The sequence below is a fragment of the Pseudomonas sp. DWP2-2 genome (genome assembly GCF_049897065.1).
In the GTDB taxonomy this organism is placed as follows: domain Bacteria; phylum Pseudomonadota; class Gammaproteobacteria; order Pseudomonadales; family Pseudomonadaceae; genus Aquipseudomonas; species Aquipseudomonas paracarnis.
This window is the reverse complement of the sequence record NZ_JAFCVN010000010.1, coordinates 99,729-115,069: the sequence shown is the minus strand read 5'-3', so window position 1 is coordinate 115,069 and position 15,341 is coordinate 99,729. Positions and strand designations below refer to the sequence as shown.

The window sequence follows — 15,341 nt, the reverse complement described above, 5'->3', positions numbered from 1 at the left end:
CCCGAGGGTCGCCTTCAATCGTTTCGCAAAGCAAAACTGCGTCGATTTTTACTTTTTCTTACGGATGTACAACACGAGATTGTGATCGACCAAATCGAACCCGTGCTCCTCAGCAATCTTGTGCTGCAGCGCTTCGATTTCAGGGCTGGTGAACTCGATAACCTCATTGGTATCCAGGTCAACCATGTGGTCATGGTGACCACCGTCAGCCAATTCAAACACCGCATGACCGCCGTCGAAATTATGACGAACCACCAGCCCTGCGGCTTCAAACTGGGTCAGTACACGGTAGACCGTGGCCAGGCCGACGTCCTCGTTAGACTCCATCAGCGCCTTGTAAACATCTTCGGCACTCATGTGGCGCTGCTCAGCAGAATCGAGCATTTGTAGAATCTTGACTCGTGGCAGAGTCACTTTGAGACCGGCTTTGCGTAGTTCGCTATTTTCAACCATGGTTAGCTTTCTCGCGGATGCTGCTTCGCAGCTTCTCTTAATACGGGTATGATCGGCGTTTACGTTGTCCCAGCCAAGATAGTGGAAGTCGCCCACCGATGCAAAACACCAAGCTCTTGCTAACCAGTTTCACCTTTGTGGGACTGCTCGCACTCGCCGGTTGTTCATTCCCCGGGGTTTACAAAATCGACATCCAGCAGGGCAATGTCGTCACGCAGGACATGATAGACCAGTTACGCCCGGGAATGACCCGACGGCAAGTACGGTTTATCATGGGTAATCCCCTGCTGACCGACACTTTCCATGCCGATCGCTGGGATTATCTCTACAGCCTGCAGCCGGGTGGCGGTGAACGCCAGCAGGAGCGCGTCAGTGTCATCTTCAATGGCAATGACCAGCTCGTGAGCCTGTCCGGTGACTTCATGCCCGGCGTAAGCCGCGATGAAGCCTTGCTGGGCAAGGACAGCGGCGCCAACGTGACCGCACCTGCGCAAGAAGCCGAAAAACCGAAATCCGAGGTACCGGCCAAGCCAGGTTCGTTGCTGGACACCATCCAGAAAGACATCGACAACGTGGAAACCGTGCCCGTCCCGACGCCTCAGCCTCTGGACACCAGCCCGCAATAATTTTGCGCTCGATAAAAAGCCCGGCATGCCGGGCTTTTTGTTGCCTGCCATCTACATAGGCATCTACATAACCTTGGTGCGACGCTGAACCTGTGGGAGCTGGCTTGCCTGCGAAAGCAATCTGACAGTCGACCAGGATCCTGGATCAGATCGAGTACATATCCGCTATCGGAACCGCCCCCTTCCACATTTGGATCGCGGGCATCAGGTAGATATGCGCTGGCTATCAGGGCGTCATCGCAGGCAAGCCAGCTCCCACAGTTGGATCGCGGCGCTCCAGATAGCTAGGCTGCCATTTGGCAAGCTCAAGAGTTCGCTTGCCTGGCCAATGCCGCCTTGGCCGCACGCAACCTGCGCACCTCTTTAGGGTCGGCCAGCAAAGGCCGGTAGATCTCAATACGGTCGCCCGCTTGTACGAAACGCGTCCCGGCATCCGCGACAACCTTGCCAAATATACCCACCGGGCAATCAGCCAGATCAACATCAGGAAAATGGGCCGCCATTCCCGACGCTCGCACCGCCTCGCGCAAACTAGTGCCTTCAGCCACCTTTACCCCCAGCAACACCTGGCGATCCTCGGCGGCGAACACCACCTCAATCTCAACCATGCAGTTGCTTGGCGCGCTGACAGAACGCGTCCACCAGGGTATTGGCTGCCTGATTGAACAAAGGCCCCAACGTCGCACGAACAATCGGCCCGGCATAATCAAACGAAAGATCCAGGCTGATCTTGCAGGCCTTGTCCGTCAGCGCCTTGAACACCCACACGCCATGTAGCTGGGTGAACGGCCCTTCCTGCAGGTTCATTTCGATGGATTGGCCCGGCACCAGCACATTGCGGGTCACAAAATGCTGGCTGAGGCCGCCCTTGGCCACCCCCACACTGGCAACCATGTGCTCGTCACTGCTCTCCAGAACCTCGGCTGTCGAGCACCAAGGCAGAAACTCTGGGTAACGCGCCACGTCGTTGACCAGGTCATAGAGCGCCTGCGCCGGGTAGGGCAACAGGGCCGAACGTTGAATATGCGTCGTCATGTGAGCGTTACTTCCACTGCTTAAGGCAAACATCGCGAAAGAACAGCCCAATCCGCGAGAGAAAAAAACCAAAGAACTGCCCGCATTGTCCGGGATTCGTCCAACTCGCTCAAGCACACAGGTTGACCGTAGCCGACACGCTCGCAACTCCCTATAATGCCGCCCCTATGGCTAAACAAAAGAAACACCCCACAGGGACCATCGCGCAAAATAAAAAAGCGCGACACGATTACTTCATCGAACATCGGTTCGAGGCTGGTCTGGTCCTGGCCGGCTGGGAAGTAAAAAGTCTGCGTGCCAGCAAACTGCAGCTGGTCGACAGTTATGTGCTGCTCAAGGATGGCGAGGCATGGCTGCTTGGCAGTCATATCACCCCGTTGACCACCGCGAGCACCCACGTGATTGCCGACCCGGTGCGTACGCGCAAGTTGTTGCTCAATGCCCGCGAACTCGAAAAGCTCGCCGCAGCCGTGCAGCAAAAAGGCTACGCGTGCATCTGCTTGTCCTGGTACTGGAGCAAGCACCTGGTCAAATGCGAGATCGCATTGGGCAAGGGCAAGAAGGAATACGACAAGCGCGACACCGAACGCGAGCGCGATTCCAATCGCGAACTGCATCGCGCCGTGCGCAACAAAGGCAAGGAAGAGTAATCCTTGTGACGGTGTAGCCCACGCGGGCTACATCCCTTTGCGTCGCTCCGCCCGAGCCACGCGTTGAGCCTCCTGACGCACCTCCTCCAACACCTCCTGCACATACAGCAAATGCCGTGTCGAGACTTCGCGCGCTTGCTCCGCCCGCCCCTCGATGATGGCCAGGTACAAGTCCCGATGCTGATTGATCAGCATGTCGCGGGTCTCGGTACGCTGCTGGTACATGCCACCAATATTCGTCACCACGTTACGCTTGAGCAGGTCGAACAGCCCGCGAATGGTGTGCAGCAACACGGCGTTATGACTGGCTTCGGCAATCGCCAAGTGAAACCTTGCATCCGCAGCACCCTCCTCCACTCGGCTCACTTCGTCGGCGCGCGCATAGCAATCCTGCAACGCCTCAAACGCTGCGGTCAGCCGTTCACGGTCAACCTCCGTGGCGCGTAACGCCGCGTAATAAGCACACGAAGCCTCAAGGGTCTGGCGAAACTCCAGCAGATCGCGCTGCGCTTCGGGATTGCTTTCCAACAAGTGCAACAGCGGATCGCTGAAGGTCGAACCCAGGGAGTCCACCACATAGTTGCCACCTCCCTGGCGGCTGACCAGCAACCCCTTGGCCGCCAGTTTCTGAATCGCCTCACGCAACGACGGGCGCGACACACCAAAGCGCTCGGCTAACGCGCGCTCGGCCGGCAAGCGTTCGCCCGACTTCAGCGTGCCCTCGAGAATCATCCCCTCAAGCTGCTCGACAATATCGTCAGACAAACGGCGCTGACGCACCTGATCAAACCCCATAACTCACTCTCCGCCATCCCGACCACTCGCCGGGGCCCCTATTCTGGCCTATCGACGTGCCGGCAGCACCTATCAGAACGCCTTCAATTTCGCCGATCAGAACACCCCGCCTACCGACCTACGACCAAAGTTTCGCAGGCGGCAAATTGACACACCCCTGCCCTGGCTCTTACTCTAGCCCACAGCGATTGTAAATTGGTATTACCAATTACCCAAGCTCACCAAACAACAACAATCAGGGGCCACCCCATATGCAAACCTGGCAACAGCTTTACAGCCCACTCGGCAGCCTCGGCCTGTCCGCACTGGCCGCCGTCATTCCTATCGTATTCTTCTTCCTGGCGCTGGCCGTGTTCCGCCTCAAAGGCCATGTAGCCGGCAGCATCACCCTGGCCCTGTCGATCCTGGTCGCCATTTTCGCCTTCCAGATGCCCGTAGACATGGCACTGGCTGCGGCCGGTTATGGTTTTGCCTACGGCCTGTGGCCCATCGCCTGGATCATCGTCGCGGCTGTATTCCTGTACAAATTGACGGTCAAGAGCGGCCAGTTCGAAATCATCCGCAGCTCCGTTTTGTCGATCACCGACGACCAGCGCTTGCAGGTGTTGTTGATCGGCTTTTGCTTTGGCGCCTTCCTGGAAGGTGCGGCCGGTTTCGGCGCGCCCGTGGCAATCACCGCCGCGCTGCTGGTAGGCCTGGGTTTCAACCCGCTGTACGCCGCCGGCCTGTGCCTGATCGCCAATACCGCGCCTGTGGCCTTCGGCGCATTGGGCATTCCGATCATCGTCGCCGGCCAGGTCACCGGTATTGACGCGTTCAAGATTGGCGCCATGACCGGCCGCCAACTGCCGCTGCTGTCGCTGTTCGTGCCGTTCTGGCTGGTGTTCATGATGGACGGCCTGCGCGGCGTTCGCGAAACCTGGCCTGCAGCCCTGGTGGCCGGCTTGAGTTTTGCCGTCACCCAATATTTCACCTCGAACTTCATTGGCCCGGAATTGCCGGACATCACCTCGGCACTCGCCAGCCTGATTGCCCTGACGCTGTTCCTGAAGGTCTGGCAACCCAAGCGCACCGCAGGCGCACAAATTGCCGGCGCTACATCCAGCGTGGCGGTCACCTCCAGCGCCGGCGGCTTCGGCTTGCCGCGCAACACCGTGGTTTCGCCCTACAGCCTGGGGCAAATTTTCAAGGCGTGGTCACCGTTCCTGATCCTCACCGTACTGGTGACCATCTGGACCCTCAAACCCTTCAAGGCCCTGTTCGCCGCGGGCGGTTCGATGTACGGCTGGGTGTTCAATTTTGCGATCCCGCACCTGGATCAACTGGTGGTTAAAGTCGCGCCCATCGTGACCAACCCAACCGCCATCCCGGCCGTCTTCAAGCTGGATCCGATTTCGGCCACCGGCACTGCGATCTTCTTCTCGGCACTGGTCTCCATGCTGGTCTTGAAAATCGACGTCAAAACTGGTCTTACCACTTTAAAAGAGACCTTCTTTGAGCTGCGCTGGCCGATCCTGTCCATCGGCATGGTGCTGGCGTTCGCCTTCGTCACCAACTACTCCGGCATGTCCTCGACCATGGCCTTGGTTCTGGCCGGCACGGGTGCTGCCTTCCCGTTCTTCTCGCCATTCCTTGGCTGGCTGGGGGTTTTCCTGACAGGCTCCGATACCTCATCCAACGCCCTGTTCAGCTCATTGCAAGCCACTACCGCGCACCAGATCGGCGTCAACGACACCCTACTGGTAGCCGCGAACACCAGCGGTGGCGTGACCGGCAAAATGATCTCGCCGCAATCGATCGCCGTGGCCTGCGCCGCCACCGGCCTGGTGGGCAAGGAATCCGACCTGTTCCGCTTTACCCTTAAGCACAGCCTGTTTTTTGCCACCATCGTCGGGCTGATCACCTTGGCGCAGGCGTACTGGTTCACCGGTATGCTGGTGCACTGAGGCCTGCACGTAATAGGGTAAGAATCGACGCCGGGGCATCCTTCCGGCGTCTGCTATTTCTGGAGGACCGATGAGCCTGCCTGCTGCTTTTTTGAGCGACGTCGCACAACTGATCCCGCAAGATCGCCGCTTCGACGATCCACTTTCCACCCTCGCCTTCGGCACCGACGCCAGCTTCTACCGACTGATCCCACAGTTGGTGATTCGCGTGGAGTCAGAAGACGAAGTGGTAACTCTGCTGCAACTGGCCCAGCGCGACCGCGTACCGGTGACCTTCCGTGCCGCAGGCACCAGCCTCTCGGGCCAAGCCATCAGCGACTCGGTGCTGATCGTGCTGGGTGATAACTGGAATCACCGCGAAATTCGCGGGCAAGGCACCCAGATCCGCCTGCAACCGGGTGTGATCGGCGCCCAGGCCAACGCCTGGCTCGCACCGTTCGGGCGCAAGATCGGCCCGGACCCTGCGTCCATCAATGCTTGCAAGATCGGCGGTATCGTCGCCAACAACGCCAGTGGCATGTGCTGCGGCACGGCGCAAAACACCTACCACACCCTGGCGGGCATCCGTCTGGTGCTGGCCGATGGCAGCCGCCTGGACACCGAAGATGCCGCCAGCGTGCAAGCCTTCCGCCAGTCACATAGCGCACTGCTTGAACGCCTGGCCCTGTTGGGTCGCGAAACACGGGCAAATAATGAGCTGGCGGCAAAGATCCGCCACAAATACCGCCTGAAAAATACCACCGGCCTGTCACTCAATGCCTTGGTGGATTTCGATGACCCGCTGGATATCCTCAGCCACCTGCTGGTCGGCTCCGAGGGCACCCTGGGATTTATCAGTGCGGTCACCTACGACACCGTGATCGATCACCCCAACAAAGCCTCGGCGCTGATCGTCTTCCCGGACGTCGAAACCTGCTGCAACGCAGTCACCGTGCTGAAAACCCAGCCAGTCTCCGCCGTTGAACTGCTGGACCGACGCAGCATGCGCTCGGTGCAGGACAAACCAGGCATGCCTGCTTTCGTACAGCACCTATCGGAAAACGCCTGCGCACTATTGATCGAATCCCGCGCCGCTTCGCCATCGCTGCTGCACGAACAACTGACGCGCATCATGGCCTCCCTGGCGGCGTTTCCCGTGGAGCAACAAGTCGACTTCACCGAAGACCCACTGGAAAACGCACGCCTGTGGGCCATCCGCAAAGACACCTTCCCCGCCGTAGGTGCCGTGCGCAAAACCGGCACCACCGTGATCATCGAAGACGTGACCTTCCCGGTAGAACAACTGGCGATTGGCGTGAATCGCTTGATCGCACTGTTCGACAAACATCACTACGACGAAGCCATCCTTTTCGGACACGCCCTGGAAGGCAATCTGCACTTTGTGTTCACTCAAGGCTTCAACAGCAGCGAAGAAGTCGCACGCTATCAAGCGTTCATGGACGACGTCGCGCAACTGGTTGCCGTGGAGTTCGGTGGCTCGCTGAAGGCTGAACACGGCACCGGCCGCAATATGGCCCCTTTCGTCGAACTGGAATGGGGCAGCGACGCCTATCAATTGATGTGGCAACTCAAGCGCCTGCTCGACCCCAACGGCATCCTCAACCCGGACGTGGTACTCAGCGAAGACCCGCAGATCCACCTCAAACACCTCAAGCCGTTGCCCGCCGCCGATGAGCTTGTGGATAAGTGCATCGAGTGCGGGTTCTGCGAGCCGGTGTGCCCCTCAAAAGGCCTGACCCTGAGCCCGCGCCAGCGCATCGTGATCTGGCGCGACATCCAGGCGAAAAAACGCGCAGGCGTGGACACCACCGTACTGGAAGCGGCCTACCACTACCAAGGCATCGACACCTGCGCCGCCACCGGCTTATGCGCGCAACGTTGCCCTGTAGGCATCAATACCGGCGACCTGGTGAAAAAGCTGCGCAGCCGCGAAGCCGACCGTACGAAAACCGCCGACTGGCTCGCCAGCCATTTCGCCACCGCACTGCAAGGTGCGCGCTTTACCCTGCACGTCGCCAATGGCGCACGCATGCTGCTGGGCGCCCCACGGCTGGCCAAGCTCTCGAGCACACTGACCAAGCTGTCCAAAGGGCAAATTCCGCAGTGGACCAACGCCATGCCGCAGCCCGAAAAAGCCATCCGCTTCAGCCCGGCAGTGACGGACGCGCGCCCGCGCGTGGTCTATCTGGCCACCTGTGTCTCCCGCGCCATGGGCCCGGCAGCCGGCGATAAAGAGCAGATGTCGCTGTACGACAAAACCCGCCAGTTGCTGGAAAAAGCCGGCTACCAGGTAGTCTTCCCCGACAACCAGGACAGCCTCTGCTGCGGCCAACCCTTCGCGTCCAAAGGCTACGCCGAGCAGGCCGAACACAAACGCCAGGAACTGATCGGCGCCCTGCTCCACGCCAGCCGCGGCGGCCTCGACCCCATCTACTGCGACACCAGCCCCTGCACCCTGCGCCTAGTGCAAGAATTGGGAGAAACGCGCCTGGACCTCTACGACCCCGTCCGCTTTATCCGCACCCACCTGATGGACCGCCTCGACTTCACACCCCAGGAAGCGCCCATCGCCGTGCACGTCACCTGCAGCACCCAGCACCTGGGCGAAAGCCAGGCACTGATCGAACTGGCGCGACGCTGCGCAAAAACCGTGGTGATCCCCGAAGGCATTCATTGCTGCGGCTTTGCCGGCGACAAAGGCTTCACCACCCCGGAACTCAACGCCCACTCCCTGCGCTCACTCAAGGACGCCGTGCAACATTGCAGCGAAGGCATCTCCACCAGCCGCACCTGCGAGATCGGCCTGAGCCAGCATGGCGGCATCGACTACCACGGCCTGGTCTACCTGGTAGACCGCGTCACCCGCGCCCGCGCCCACTGACCCGGCAAAAAAACCGAACCCTGGCGCACCGGCGCAGTCATCTGCATAGGCCTCGACAAACGAGGCCCATCCGTGATGTCGCTGGCAGCGGTTGCACGCCAGCAGCGTCGAGCCCTTTTGCGCAAGGAGACACCCTATGAAGCGTTCCGCTCTTGCTGGCTTGTTCATGACCGCTGCGATGCTCGCCTCCCCCGCTTTCGCCGCCAGTGACAAAGACCTGTGCCAGATCAACCTGGACAAAATCAACAACGGCAAAGCCCTGCTCGCCACCGACACCAGCGGTAAAAGTGGCGAAATAGACACCGCCGTCTCCCAGGCCAAGGCCGCCCACGCCGCAGGTGACGAGAAGAAGTGCATCGAAATCACCTCCAAGGCCCTGCAAGACCTGCAGAACAGCGAGAAAGGCGGCCAGTAAGCGAGAGGGCCAACCTTCGGGTTGGCCTTCGCTGACGTTTTGGCGTACACTGCACAGGCTTGTCACTCACTAAGAAACAACGAGTTACAAGCACGGGGCCGTTTAGGATTCGACGCCGGTCGCGAAACTTTAGGTGCATGCCGAGTTGGTAACAGAACTCGTAAATCCACTGTTGCAACTTCTTATAGTTGCCAATGACGAAAACTACGGCCAGGAATTCGCTCTCGCTGCGTAAGCAGCCTTAGCCCTGAGCTTCTGGTACCTTCGGGTCCAGCAATCACCAGGGGATGTCTGTAAACCCAAAGTGATTGTCATATAGAACAGAATCGCCGTGCAGTACGTTGTGGACGAAGCGGCTAAAACTTACACAACTCGCCCAAAGCACCCTGCCCTTCGGGTCGCTGAGGGTTAACTTAATAGAAACGGCTACGCATGTAGTACCGACAGCGGAGTACTGGCGGACGGGGGTTCAAATCCCCCCGGCTCCACCACTTCATCATCTAAAGACGTCCACGGACGTCTTTTTTTGTGTCTGAAAGCCAGTAAATACAAGGCTTTCAGCGCCATCAGCGTCCACGGACGTCCAAGAGCAGCCACGCTTTATGGCATTCCAAATGGCATTCCAAGCCAAACAGTGCTAATTTTTGGAATGCCAACCCCATCCTGGAATGCCAATGTGCGCACAAGCTACTCGCCTCTCTGAGCTCAAAATCAAATCTGCCAAGCCCTCTGAAAAAGACTACGTCCTGTTTGACGGCGGCGGACTTCAAATGCGAGTGAGAAGTAATGGCTCCAAGCTATGGAACTTCAACTATCGACACCCCGTGACGAAGAAGCGGATCAACATGGGCCTAGGTACTTTTCCTGAAGTTTCGTTAGCGCAGGCACGAAAGGGCTCCATTGCAGCGAGGGAAATACTTGCCCAAGGCCTCGACCCCAAAGAACAACGAGATGCAGTGCTGCAAGCAAAGCAAGCTGAAACTGAGCATACATTCCAGAATGTCGCCACGTCCTGGTATGAACTGAAGAAGGATGCGGTGACACCAGCTTATGCCGAGGACATCTGGCGTTCGTTGACACTGCACGTTTTTCCAGACTTGGCCACCACACAGATTTCTGCCATCAGCGCACCACAAGTCATCAACCTTCTTCGACCACTCGAAACCAAAGGTAGCCTTGAAACCGTTAAACGGCTGTCACAGCGACTCAACGAGATCATGACTTACGGGGTCAACTCAGGGTTGATACACGCAAACCCACTCAGCGGGATTCGCTCCGTCTTCAAGAAGCCGAAAAAGAAAAACATGGCGGCACTTGCTCCAGATGAGCTGAAAGAGCTCATGGTGGCAATCGCCAATGCCAGCATAAAAAGAACTACGCGCTGTCTGATCGAATGGCAGCTCAACACCATGACCCGCCCAGCGGAGGCAGCCACCACTCGCTGGGAGGACATCGACTTCGAGAAGAAGATCTGGACGATTCCTGCTGAACGCATGAAGAAACGCCGCGTACATATCGTGCCGCTCACAGATCAAGCACTGGCGCTCCTCGAGGCCATTAAGCCCTACAGCGGACACAGGGAGTACGTGTTTCCAGCTGACCGCAATCCTCGCACCCACTGCAACAGCCAGACCGCCAACATGGCGCTAAAACGCATGGGCTTCGAAGGTCGGTTGGTAAGCCATGGCATGCGCTCAATGGCCAGCACCATCCTCAACGAACACGGCTGGGATCCTGAATTGATCGAGGTGGCACTTGCCCACGTCGATAAAGACGAGGTTCGCAGCGCCTACAACCGGGCGGACTACATCGAACGCAGACGCCCCATGATGGACTGGTGGAGTGAACACATCCAGGGGGCTGCCACCGGCAACCTCTCTGTGTCAGCCATGACAGAAAGCCGAGACAGGAAAGTAGTTTCGATACGCTGATCCAACGAGCGCTCTCAATCCAAAGCTGGCTCTTCCCTGAAAAGGAAGATTGCCATCATGGCCGACAATAGATAATTGGTGAAACACCAGCTTCCTTTGTCGCATGTACGAAAGATGAAAGGATCCAGAACATCTGAGTGATATTCCCAGGAACTCGCATCCCTTTTTGTAATTTAGTGAACTCTGACTCAATCTGAGCCCTTGACAAAAAAGAGCAACAAATAATACACCGTTTATTGAAGCGATAGTCCTGCCGAAGCTCGGCAAGGTACTTCTTGAAATCACCATGTAGCTTTCTTCTAACCCGCGGCATTGTGCCGTCACGGTAATTCAGCAAAAACTTGTTGTCGTACTTTTTTCCGAAAGCACGCAAATCAATATCCATATTTCCGATATTTTTTATGGCTTGTCCTACAACGTCATGTAAATTGCTAGCGGACTTACTCATATCTCCATGCTTCGAGTGTATAAAACTTACAGAGCACTCCTTTTTATTGAAAACAATATGATCAGCCCATTCATCACCTAGATCGTCACAAAAAATATAGTCATTTTTGCCACAATGCTTTTCAATAAGCCCAAAAACCGAGTTTGAGTCAAACTTTTTCCTGGCAGGTTTGTAGTCACCTTTCTCAGAGGTAGCCATTGCAAGATCATCAATTACTATAAATGATTTTAGAAGACTAGGAATTTCATTGACGCCAGCACCATCTTTGAAACACTGTCCCATGAAATACATGTATTGTGGATTGGAGAAGCTGATAGTGGTCAGATTATTTTTATTTATAAATGACTGCAGCGTCAGCTCTTTTCCATTTTCTTCAAGCTTTATTTTTCGCAATGCAGGCACATCTAGAGAAATAGAACTTTTATTTTTTTTGAGACTGGCCGGCCTGCTTGTACCATTTAACTTAAAGTCCAACCCTGGAATAATCTCATAGACTGTTTCCAGCTGAGAGATCAATGCACGTAATTGTTTCCCTGTCAGTTCAAAGGTCCTGCCCTTTCTCGTCGTATAAAAGAGTGGAATATTTTTCTCTAACAAATTATCAACGACAAAGGATGACTCTACTAGAACAGCAGTAGGCTGAGTATTATTCCACACGACATCTAGGTCAACTAGCTGCGCAAAAGCTTCTAAGAAATCCTTGTCGCCAGAGGGGTTTTTGATCTGTTCGATTTGCTGACGCGCCCAGCTAACAATATCATCAAGAGATTTCCTTTCGGAAGATTCTACTACTCGGCCACTTTGCGCCGAAATAGTTTTAATTCGGCCATTGAGTTTGAGCTTGAAGAAGTAAGGAATTGACCTTCCAGCAGCGTGCAGGGAAAGCAAACCTTTCAGATCTGCAGCTTCATAAGCTTTACTGCGCATTGCGCGCTCGGAAACGGTCATATTCCGCATAGATATTTTTTGAAATTCAGCTTCGTCATCGCTGAATGAAGCTGTTAACTCTGAACTTTTGATGGGGGTCAGATGTTTTTCTATGACCTCGGAGACGCTTGCGCAGGATTTTTTCAATACTGCGACGTGGCCATCGACCTGAATGACCAGGATGAGCGCATGGATCAGGTCCGAGAGAGGATCTTCCCAAAAATGAACAGGCCTTTCGGTTGGGAACACTCTGAGGCTGAACCGGAACTCGGTACCGTCTTCAAGTTTGCGAATCTCATCCATTTTATCGACTAAAAACGCCGAGCCTAGAGTTTTGTTATCGGACGCAGCATCCAAAATAGAACAAAGGGCTTCGTTTGTGAGCGCCACATCCTCACGATAAAACTGAGCGTTTTGGGTCAGAGCTAACCGATCAGGCATGTTTCGACTCCATCCGTGGTTTTGTAAAAAATAGCATAGCGCCATCATTGGCACTAGAGACTACCGTAGCCATATCCATCGACCGAAGCCTTGCTCTGATCCCGAATCTAGAATTATTAAGGGTTTACACCTTCAAGCAATGGCATCTCTGGCCGCCTCCAACCGACCGCTACGGCGTAGTTTCGTTTTCTGCCACACACTGCGCTAATACGATCCAAATAACTTTCAACCACACATAACCACCTTGACTACACCATCAAGGAGGTTCGCCCCATGTCATTGCAGTGTCCTCGCTGTCATTCCCCCAAAGTCGCTTCATTCCATCACGCCATGAAAGTCGGCGCGGCCATCGGCACCGTGGGTGGTGCTGCACGTGGCGTCAGTGCTGCGTTGGCTGGAGGCCAAGCGGGCGCGCTCATTGGCGCTATCGCCGGCCCTGTAGGTATCACACTTGGTTCGGTATCGGGTGCCATCCTCGGTGGGCTTGCCGGCGGTGTCGGTGGCTGTGCTCTCGGCGCCCAGTTGGGTGAGTCGCTCGATCGCCACGTCTTGGCCCACAACCTCTGCTTGCTATGCGGCCGCCGCTTTAACCTCCCGACCTAACCAAGTCCCCCCTTCTATTTATTAAGTCCGGAAGGTACTGCGCTCTGCGTGGCGCTTTATGCCGGCTTGCACCTAAAGGAATTACAACCATGGCTCATCTCGTCGAAACAATGGCCTATGCTGGCGCAGCCCCCTGGCATGGCCTGGGCAATCAACTCACTCAAAAACAACCCATCGAAATCTGGCAACGCGAAGCCGGAATGGACTGGGCGATCCAAGAAAGCCCCGTTCACTTCAAAGCCGGCACTGTCGGCCATCTCGGCAGCATCCACTCCTTCCCCGAGCAGAAGGTGCTCTACCGTTCAGACACCAAAGCACCGCTGTCGGTGGTTTCCCAGCGCTACCACACCGTGCAGCCTCGGGAAGTTTTGGAGTTTTATCGTGACCTCACCGAGGTCTCCGGCTACGAGCTGGAGACTGCGGGGGTACTCAAAGGTGGTCGCAAGTTCTGGGCGCTGGCGCGTACCGGGCAAGGAGCAGCGCTCAAGGGTAACGATCAGGTCAATGGCTACTTGCTACTGGCTACATCCTGCGATGGCACCCTGGCCACCACAGCAACACCAACCACCGTGCGAGTGGTGTGCAACAACACCCTGACCATCGCCCTGGACGGCACCAGCCGAGCGATCAAGGTGCCGCACAATACCCGCTTCGATCCGATGGCAGTGAAGAAGCAACTCGGCATAGCCGTCTCCGGTTGGGACGAGTTCATGTATCGCATGCGCCATCTCGCTGAACGCAAGGTTCAGTGGCATGAGGCTCTTGGATATTTCATGTCGGTGTTGTGTGAGGTAAATCCGAGCAATCAACTACCGGAGCAACTACCCAACGAACGCGCCCTGCGAAAGGTGCAAGAGCTGTATGAAGGCCGTGGTCGGGGCAGTCAGCTGGACTCGGCTCGCGGTACCGCCTGGGGCCTGCTCAACGCCGTAACCGAGTACGTCGACCATGAACGTCGCGCCCGTAGCAACGAGTACCGCATGGACTCGGCCTGGTTCGGCCAAGGGGCGCAGATCAAGCAACGTGCTCTGGACACCGCCCTGCAGCTTGTCGCCTAACCGGTTACTTCCTCCCCCCAAAACGCCCGATCAGCAACGAGGCTGATCGGGCGTTTCTATTTCTGCAAGGTGAACGCTATGAACGCTACTTCGTTGCGCAGCACTAGCAAGGCTCGTCCAGCGCTGCGCCTGATCAGCACCAAGGAACTGCCTCGTGAAGATTGGCTGGCGGTGCGCAAGCAAGGCATCGGCAGCTCGGATGCCGGCGCTGCGGTGGGCCTAAATCCCTACAAATCGCAGTTGTCGCTGTGGCTGGAGAAAACCGGTCGAGACACCACACTGCCAAAAGCCGACCCACATGATGAAGAAAGTCCGATGTACTGGGGCAACGTGCTGGAACCAATCGTGGCCTGGCACTACAGCAAGCGTACTAAGAATAAGGTGCGACGTATCAACGCCGTACTGCAGCATCCGAATCCGGATATGTCCTGGATGCTAGCCAACATTGACCGTGAGGTGATCGGCGCGGACGACGTGCAGATCCTCGAATGTAAGACCGCCGGCATAAATGGGGCACGTCTCTGGACGGAAGGTGTACCCGAGTATGTAGAACTGCAAGTGATGCACCAACTCGCAGTCACCGGCAAGCAGGCGGCAGATGTAGCGTTGCTGCTTGGAGGTCAGCACCTGGAGATCCATCGCATTGAGCGAGATGAGCAGATGATCGCCCGCCTGATCGAACTGGAGCGTAAGTTTTGGACCTACGTGGAAACCGATACCCCGCCGCCAGCCGACGGCAGTGCATCGGCCGAGGCGGCTTTGCGCTGTTTGTACCCCGAGGACAACGATCAGACCGTCGACTTCAGCGGCCACGCAGGATTGGCTGCGGCCTACTTAGAGCTCAAGGCCGTGCGCCAGTCGATTGCCGACAAGGAAAAGCGCGAGTCTGAGCTCAAGCAGATGCTTCAGCAGGCCATGGGCGATGCCAGTCGGGCGGAGTTCTCCAGCGGCTACGTCTCCTGGCGCAAGGCCAAGGACAGCATCGGTCTCGATGTCGCGCAACTGCTCCAGGACAAGCCCTACCTGCAGGCCAAGTACCCGCTGCTGAAACCCGGTGCACGGCGTTTCCTGGTCGGCTGATTTCCACCTCTTTCCCCCTTCCTTCCCCTTGGCCAGTCCATGCAGTTCGCGC

14 protein-coding genes and 1 other RNA gene are annotated in these 15,341 nt (G+C 56.7%); 10 read left to right on the top strand and 5 right to left on the bottom strand.

Annotation, left to right across the window (positions count from 1 at the left end; translation table 11 throughout):
* Nucleotides 1–48: 48 nt before the first annotated feature.
* Nucleotides 49–453 carry a ferric iron uptake transcriptional regulator gene (gene fur, locus ACP7CZ_RS20745; protein ID WP_003194220.1) on the bottom strand — a complete coding sequence of 135 codons (405 nt, stop codon included), beginning with the start codon at nt 451–453 and terminating at the stop codon, nt 49–51.
* 98 nt (nt 454–551) lie between these two features.
* Between fur and ACP7CZ_RS20740 the strand changes: the two genes are divergently transcribed.
* On the top strand, nt 552–1,079 hold the full coding sequence (locus ACP7CZ_RS20740) for an outer membrane protein assembly factor BamE (protein WP_054896116.1): 528 nt from the start codon (nt 552–554) through the stop codon (nt 1,077–1,079).
* Nucleotides 1,080–1,384: 305 nt separating this feature from the next.
* Here ACP7CZ_RS20740 and ACP7CZ_RS20735 read toward each other — a convergent pair whose 3' ends face one another.
* Complete coding sequence (locus tag ACP7CZ_RS20735; RefSeq protein ID WP_034126996.1) at nt 1,385–1,687, bottom strand: RnfH family protein; 303 nt, start codon at nt 1,685–1,687, stop codon at nt 1,385–1,387.
* Nucleotides 1,680–2,114 (bottom strand): type II toxin-antitoxin system RatA family toxin, encoded by a 435-nt coding sequence (locus ACP7CZ_RS20730; protein WP_003194226.1) that lies wholly within the window; start codon nt 2,112–2,114, stop codon nt 1,680–1,682. Before ACP7CZ_RS20730 ends, ACP7CZ_RS20735 begins: the two co-directional genes overlap by 8 nt.
* Nucleotides 2,115–2,281: 167 nt before the next feature.
* Between ACP7CZ_RS20730 and smpB the strand changes: the two genes are divergently transcribed.
* Nucleotides 2,282–2,764: an SsrA-binding protein SmpB gene (smpB, locus tag ACP7CZ_RS20725; protein WP_003176160.1), complete on the top strand. Its 483-nt coding sequence runs from the start codon at nt 2,282–2,284 to the stop codon at nt 2,762–2,764.
* A 27-nt stretch (nt 2,765–2,791) separates the two neighbouring features.
* On the opposite strand, the gene ACP7CZ_RS20720 is transcribed toward smpB, so the two are convergent.
* The gene (locus ACP7CZ_RS20720; RefSeq protein ID WP_294168158.1) at nt 2,792–3,559 is read right to left on the bottom strand and encodes an FCD domain-containing protein; all 768 of its coding nucleotides are present in this window, start codon (nt 3,557–3,559) and stop codon (nt 2,792–2,794) included.
* A 251-nt stretch (nt 3,560–3,810) separates the two neighbouring features.
* Here ACP7CZ_RS20720 and ACP7CZ_RS20715 point away from each other — a divergent pair, with 251 nt between their 5' ends.
* From ACP7CZ_RS20715 to ACP7CZ_RS20695, 5 genes are all read left to right on the top strand, one after another.
* Complete coding sequence (locus ACP7CZ_RS20715; protein WP_020301770.1) at nt 3,811–5,505, top strand: lactate permease LctP family transporter; 1,695 nt, start codon at nt 3,811–3,813, stop codon at nt 5,503–5,505.
* Between the two features lie 70 nt (nt 5,506–5,575).
* Nucleotides 5,576–8,386, top strand: a complete 2,811-nt coding sequence (locus ACP7CZ_RS20710; RefSeq protein WP_294168154.1) for an FAD-binding and (Fe-S)-binding domain-containing protein — start codon at nt 5,576–5,578, stop codon at nt 8,384–8,386.
* 136 nt (nt 8,387–8,522) lie between these two features.
* The gene (locus ACP7CZ_RS20705) at nt 8,523–8,801 is read left to right on the top strand and encodes a hypothetical protein (RefSeq protein WP_003194233.1); all 279 of its coding nucleotides are present in this window, start codon (nt 8,523–8,525) and stop codon (nt 8,799–8,801) included.
* A 94-nt stretch (nt 8,802–8,895) separates the two neighbouring features.
* Nucleotides 8,896–9,292, top strand: a transfer-messenger RNA (tmRNA) gene (ssrA, locus tag ACP7CZ_RS20700).
* Between the two features lie 183 nt (nt 9,293–9,475).
* Nucleotides 9,476–10,732: an integrase domain-containing protein gene (locus tag ACP7CZ_RS20695; RefSeq protein WP_294168146.1), complete on the top strand. Its 1,257-nt coding sequence runs from the start codon at nt 9,476–9,478 to the stop codon at nt 10,730–10,732.
* A 55-nt stretch (nt 10,733–10,787) separates the two neighbouring features.
* On the opposite strand, the gene ACP7CZ_RS20690 is transcribed toward ACP7CZ_RS20695, so the two are convergent.
* The gene (locus ACP7CZ_RS20690; RefSeq protein WP_294168144.1) at nt 10,788–12,548 is read right to left on the bottom strand and encodes a hypothetical protein; all 1,761 of its coding nucleotides are present in this window, start codon (nt 12,546–12,548) and stop codon (nt 10,788–10,790) included.
* A 330-nt stretch (nt 12,549–12,878) separates the two neighbouring features.
* On the opposite strand from ACP7CZ_RS20690, the gene ACP7CZ_RS20685 reads away from it, so the two are divergent.
* The 3 genes from ACP7CZ_RS20685 to ACP7CZ_RS20675 all read left to right on the top strand — a co-directional run bounded on the left by ACP7CZ_RS20685 (nt 12,879) and on the right by ACP7CZ_RS20675 (nt 15,289).
* A complete protein-coding gene (locus ACP7CZ_RS20685) occupies nt 12,879–13,151 on the top strand; it encodes a hypothetical protein (protein ID WP_294169315.1) in 273 nt (90 codons plus the stop codon).
* An 89-nt stretch (nt 13,152–13,240) separates the two neighbouring features.
* Nucleotides 13,241–14,209: a DUF932 domain-containing protein gene (locus ACP7CZ_RS20680; protein WP_294168141.1), complete on the top strand. Its 969-nt coding sequence runs from the start codon at nt 13,241–13,243 to the stop codon at nt 14,207–14,209.
* A gap of 78 nt (nt 14,210–14,287) precedes the next feature.
* Nucleotides 14,288–15,289: a YqaJ viral recombinase family protein gene (locus tag ACP7CZ_RS20675; RefSeq protein WP_294168139.1), complete on the top strand. Its 1,002-nt coding sequence runs from the start codon at nt 14,288–14,290 to the stop codon at nt 15,287–15,289.
* The last annotated feature ends 52 nt before the right edge of the window (nt 15,290–15,341 follow it).

Coding starts and splice junctions, on each gene's coding strand:
- fur (WP_003194220.1), bottom strand. CDS start 453: ATGGTTGAAAATAGCGAACTACGCAAAGCCGGTCTCAAAGTGACTCTG.
- ACP7CZ_RS20740 (WP_054896116.1), top strand. CDS start 552: ATGCAAAACACCAAGCTCTTGCTAACCAGTTTCACCTTTGTGGGACTG.
- ACP7CZ_RS20735 (WP_034126996.1), bottom strand. CDS start 1,687: ATGGTTGAGATTGAGGTGGTGTTCGCCGCCGAGGATCGCCAGGTGTTG.
- ACP7CZ_RS20730 (WP_003194226.1), bottom strand. CDS start 2,114: ATGACGACGCATATTCAACGTTCGGCCCTGTTGCCCTACCCGGCGCAG.
- smpB (WP_003176160.1), top strand. CDS start 2,282: ATGGCTAAACAAAAGAAACACCCCACAGGGACCATCGCGCAAAATAAA.
- ACP7CZ_RS20720 (WP_294168158.1), bottom strand. CDS start 3,559: ATGGGGTTTGATCAGGTGCGTCAGCGCCGTTTGTCTGACGATATTGTC.
- ACP7CZ_RS20715 (WP_020301770.1), top strand. CDS start 3,811: ATGCAAACCTGGCAACAGCTTTACAGCCCACTCGGCAGCCTCGGCCTG.
- ACP7CZ_RS20710 (WP_294168154.1), top strand. CDS start 5,576: ATGAGCCTGCCTGCTGCTTTTTTGAGCGACGTCGCACAACTGATCCCG.
- ACP7CZ_RS20705 (WP_003194233.1), top strand. CDS start 8,523: ATGAAGCGTTCCGCTCTTGCTGGCTTGTTCATGACCGCTGCGATGCTC.
- ACP7CZ_RS20695 (WP_294168146.1), top strand. CDS start 9,476: ATGTGCGCACAAGCTACTCGCCTCTCTGAGCTCAAAATCAAATCTGCC.
- ACP7CZ_RS20690 (WP_294168144.1), bottom strand. CDS start 12,548: ATGCCTGATCGGTTAGCTCTGACCCAAAACGCTCAGTTTTATCGTGAG.
- ACP7CZ_RS20685 (WP_294169315.1), top strand. CDS start 12,879: ATGAAAGTCGGCGCGGCCATCGGCACCGTGGGTGGTGCTGCACGTGGC.
- ACP7CZ_RS20680 (WP_294168141.1), top strand. CDS start 13,241: ATGGCTCATCTCGTCGAAACAATGGCCTATGCTGGCGCAGCCCCCTGG.
- ACP7CZ_RS20675 (WP_294168139.1), top strand. CDS start 14,288: ATGAACGCTACTTCGTTGCGCAGCACTAGCAAGGCTCGTCCAGCGCTG.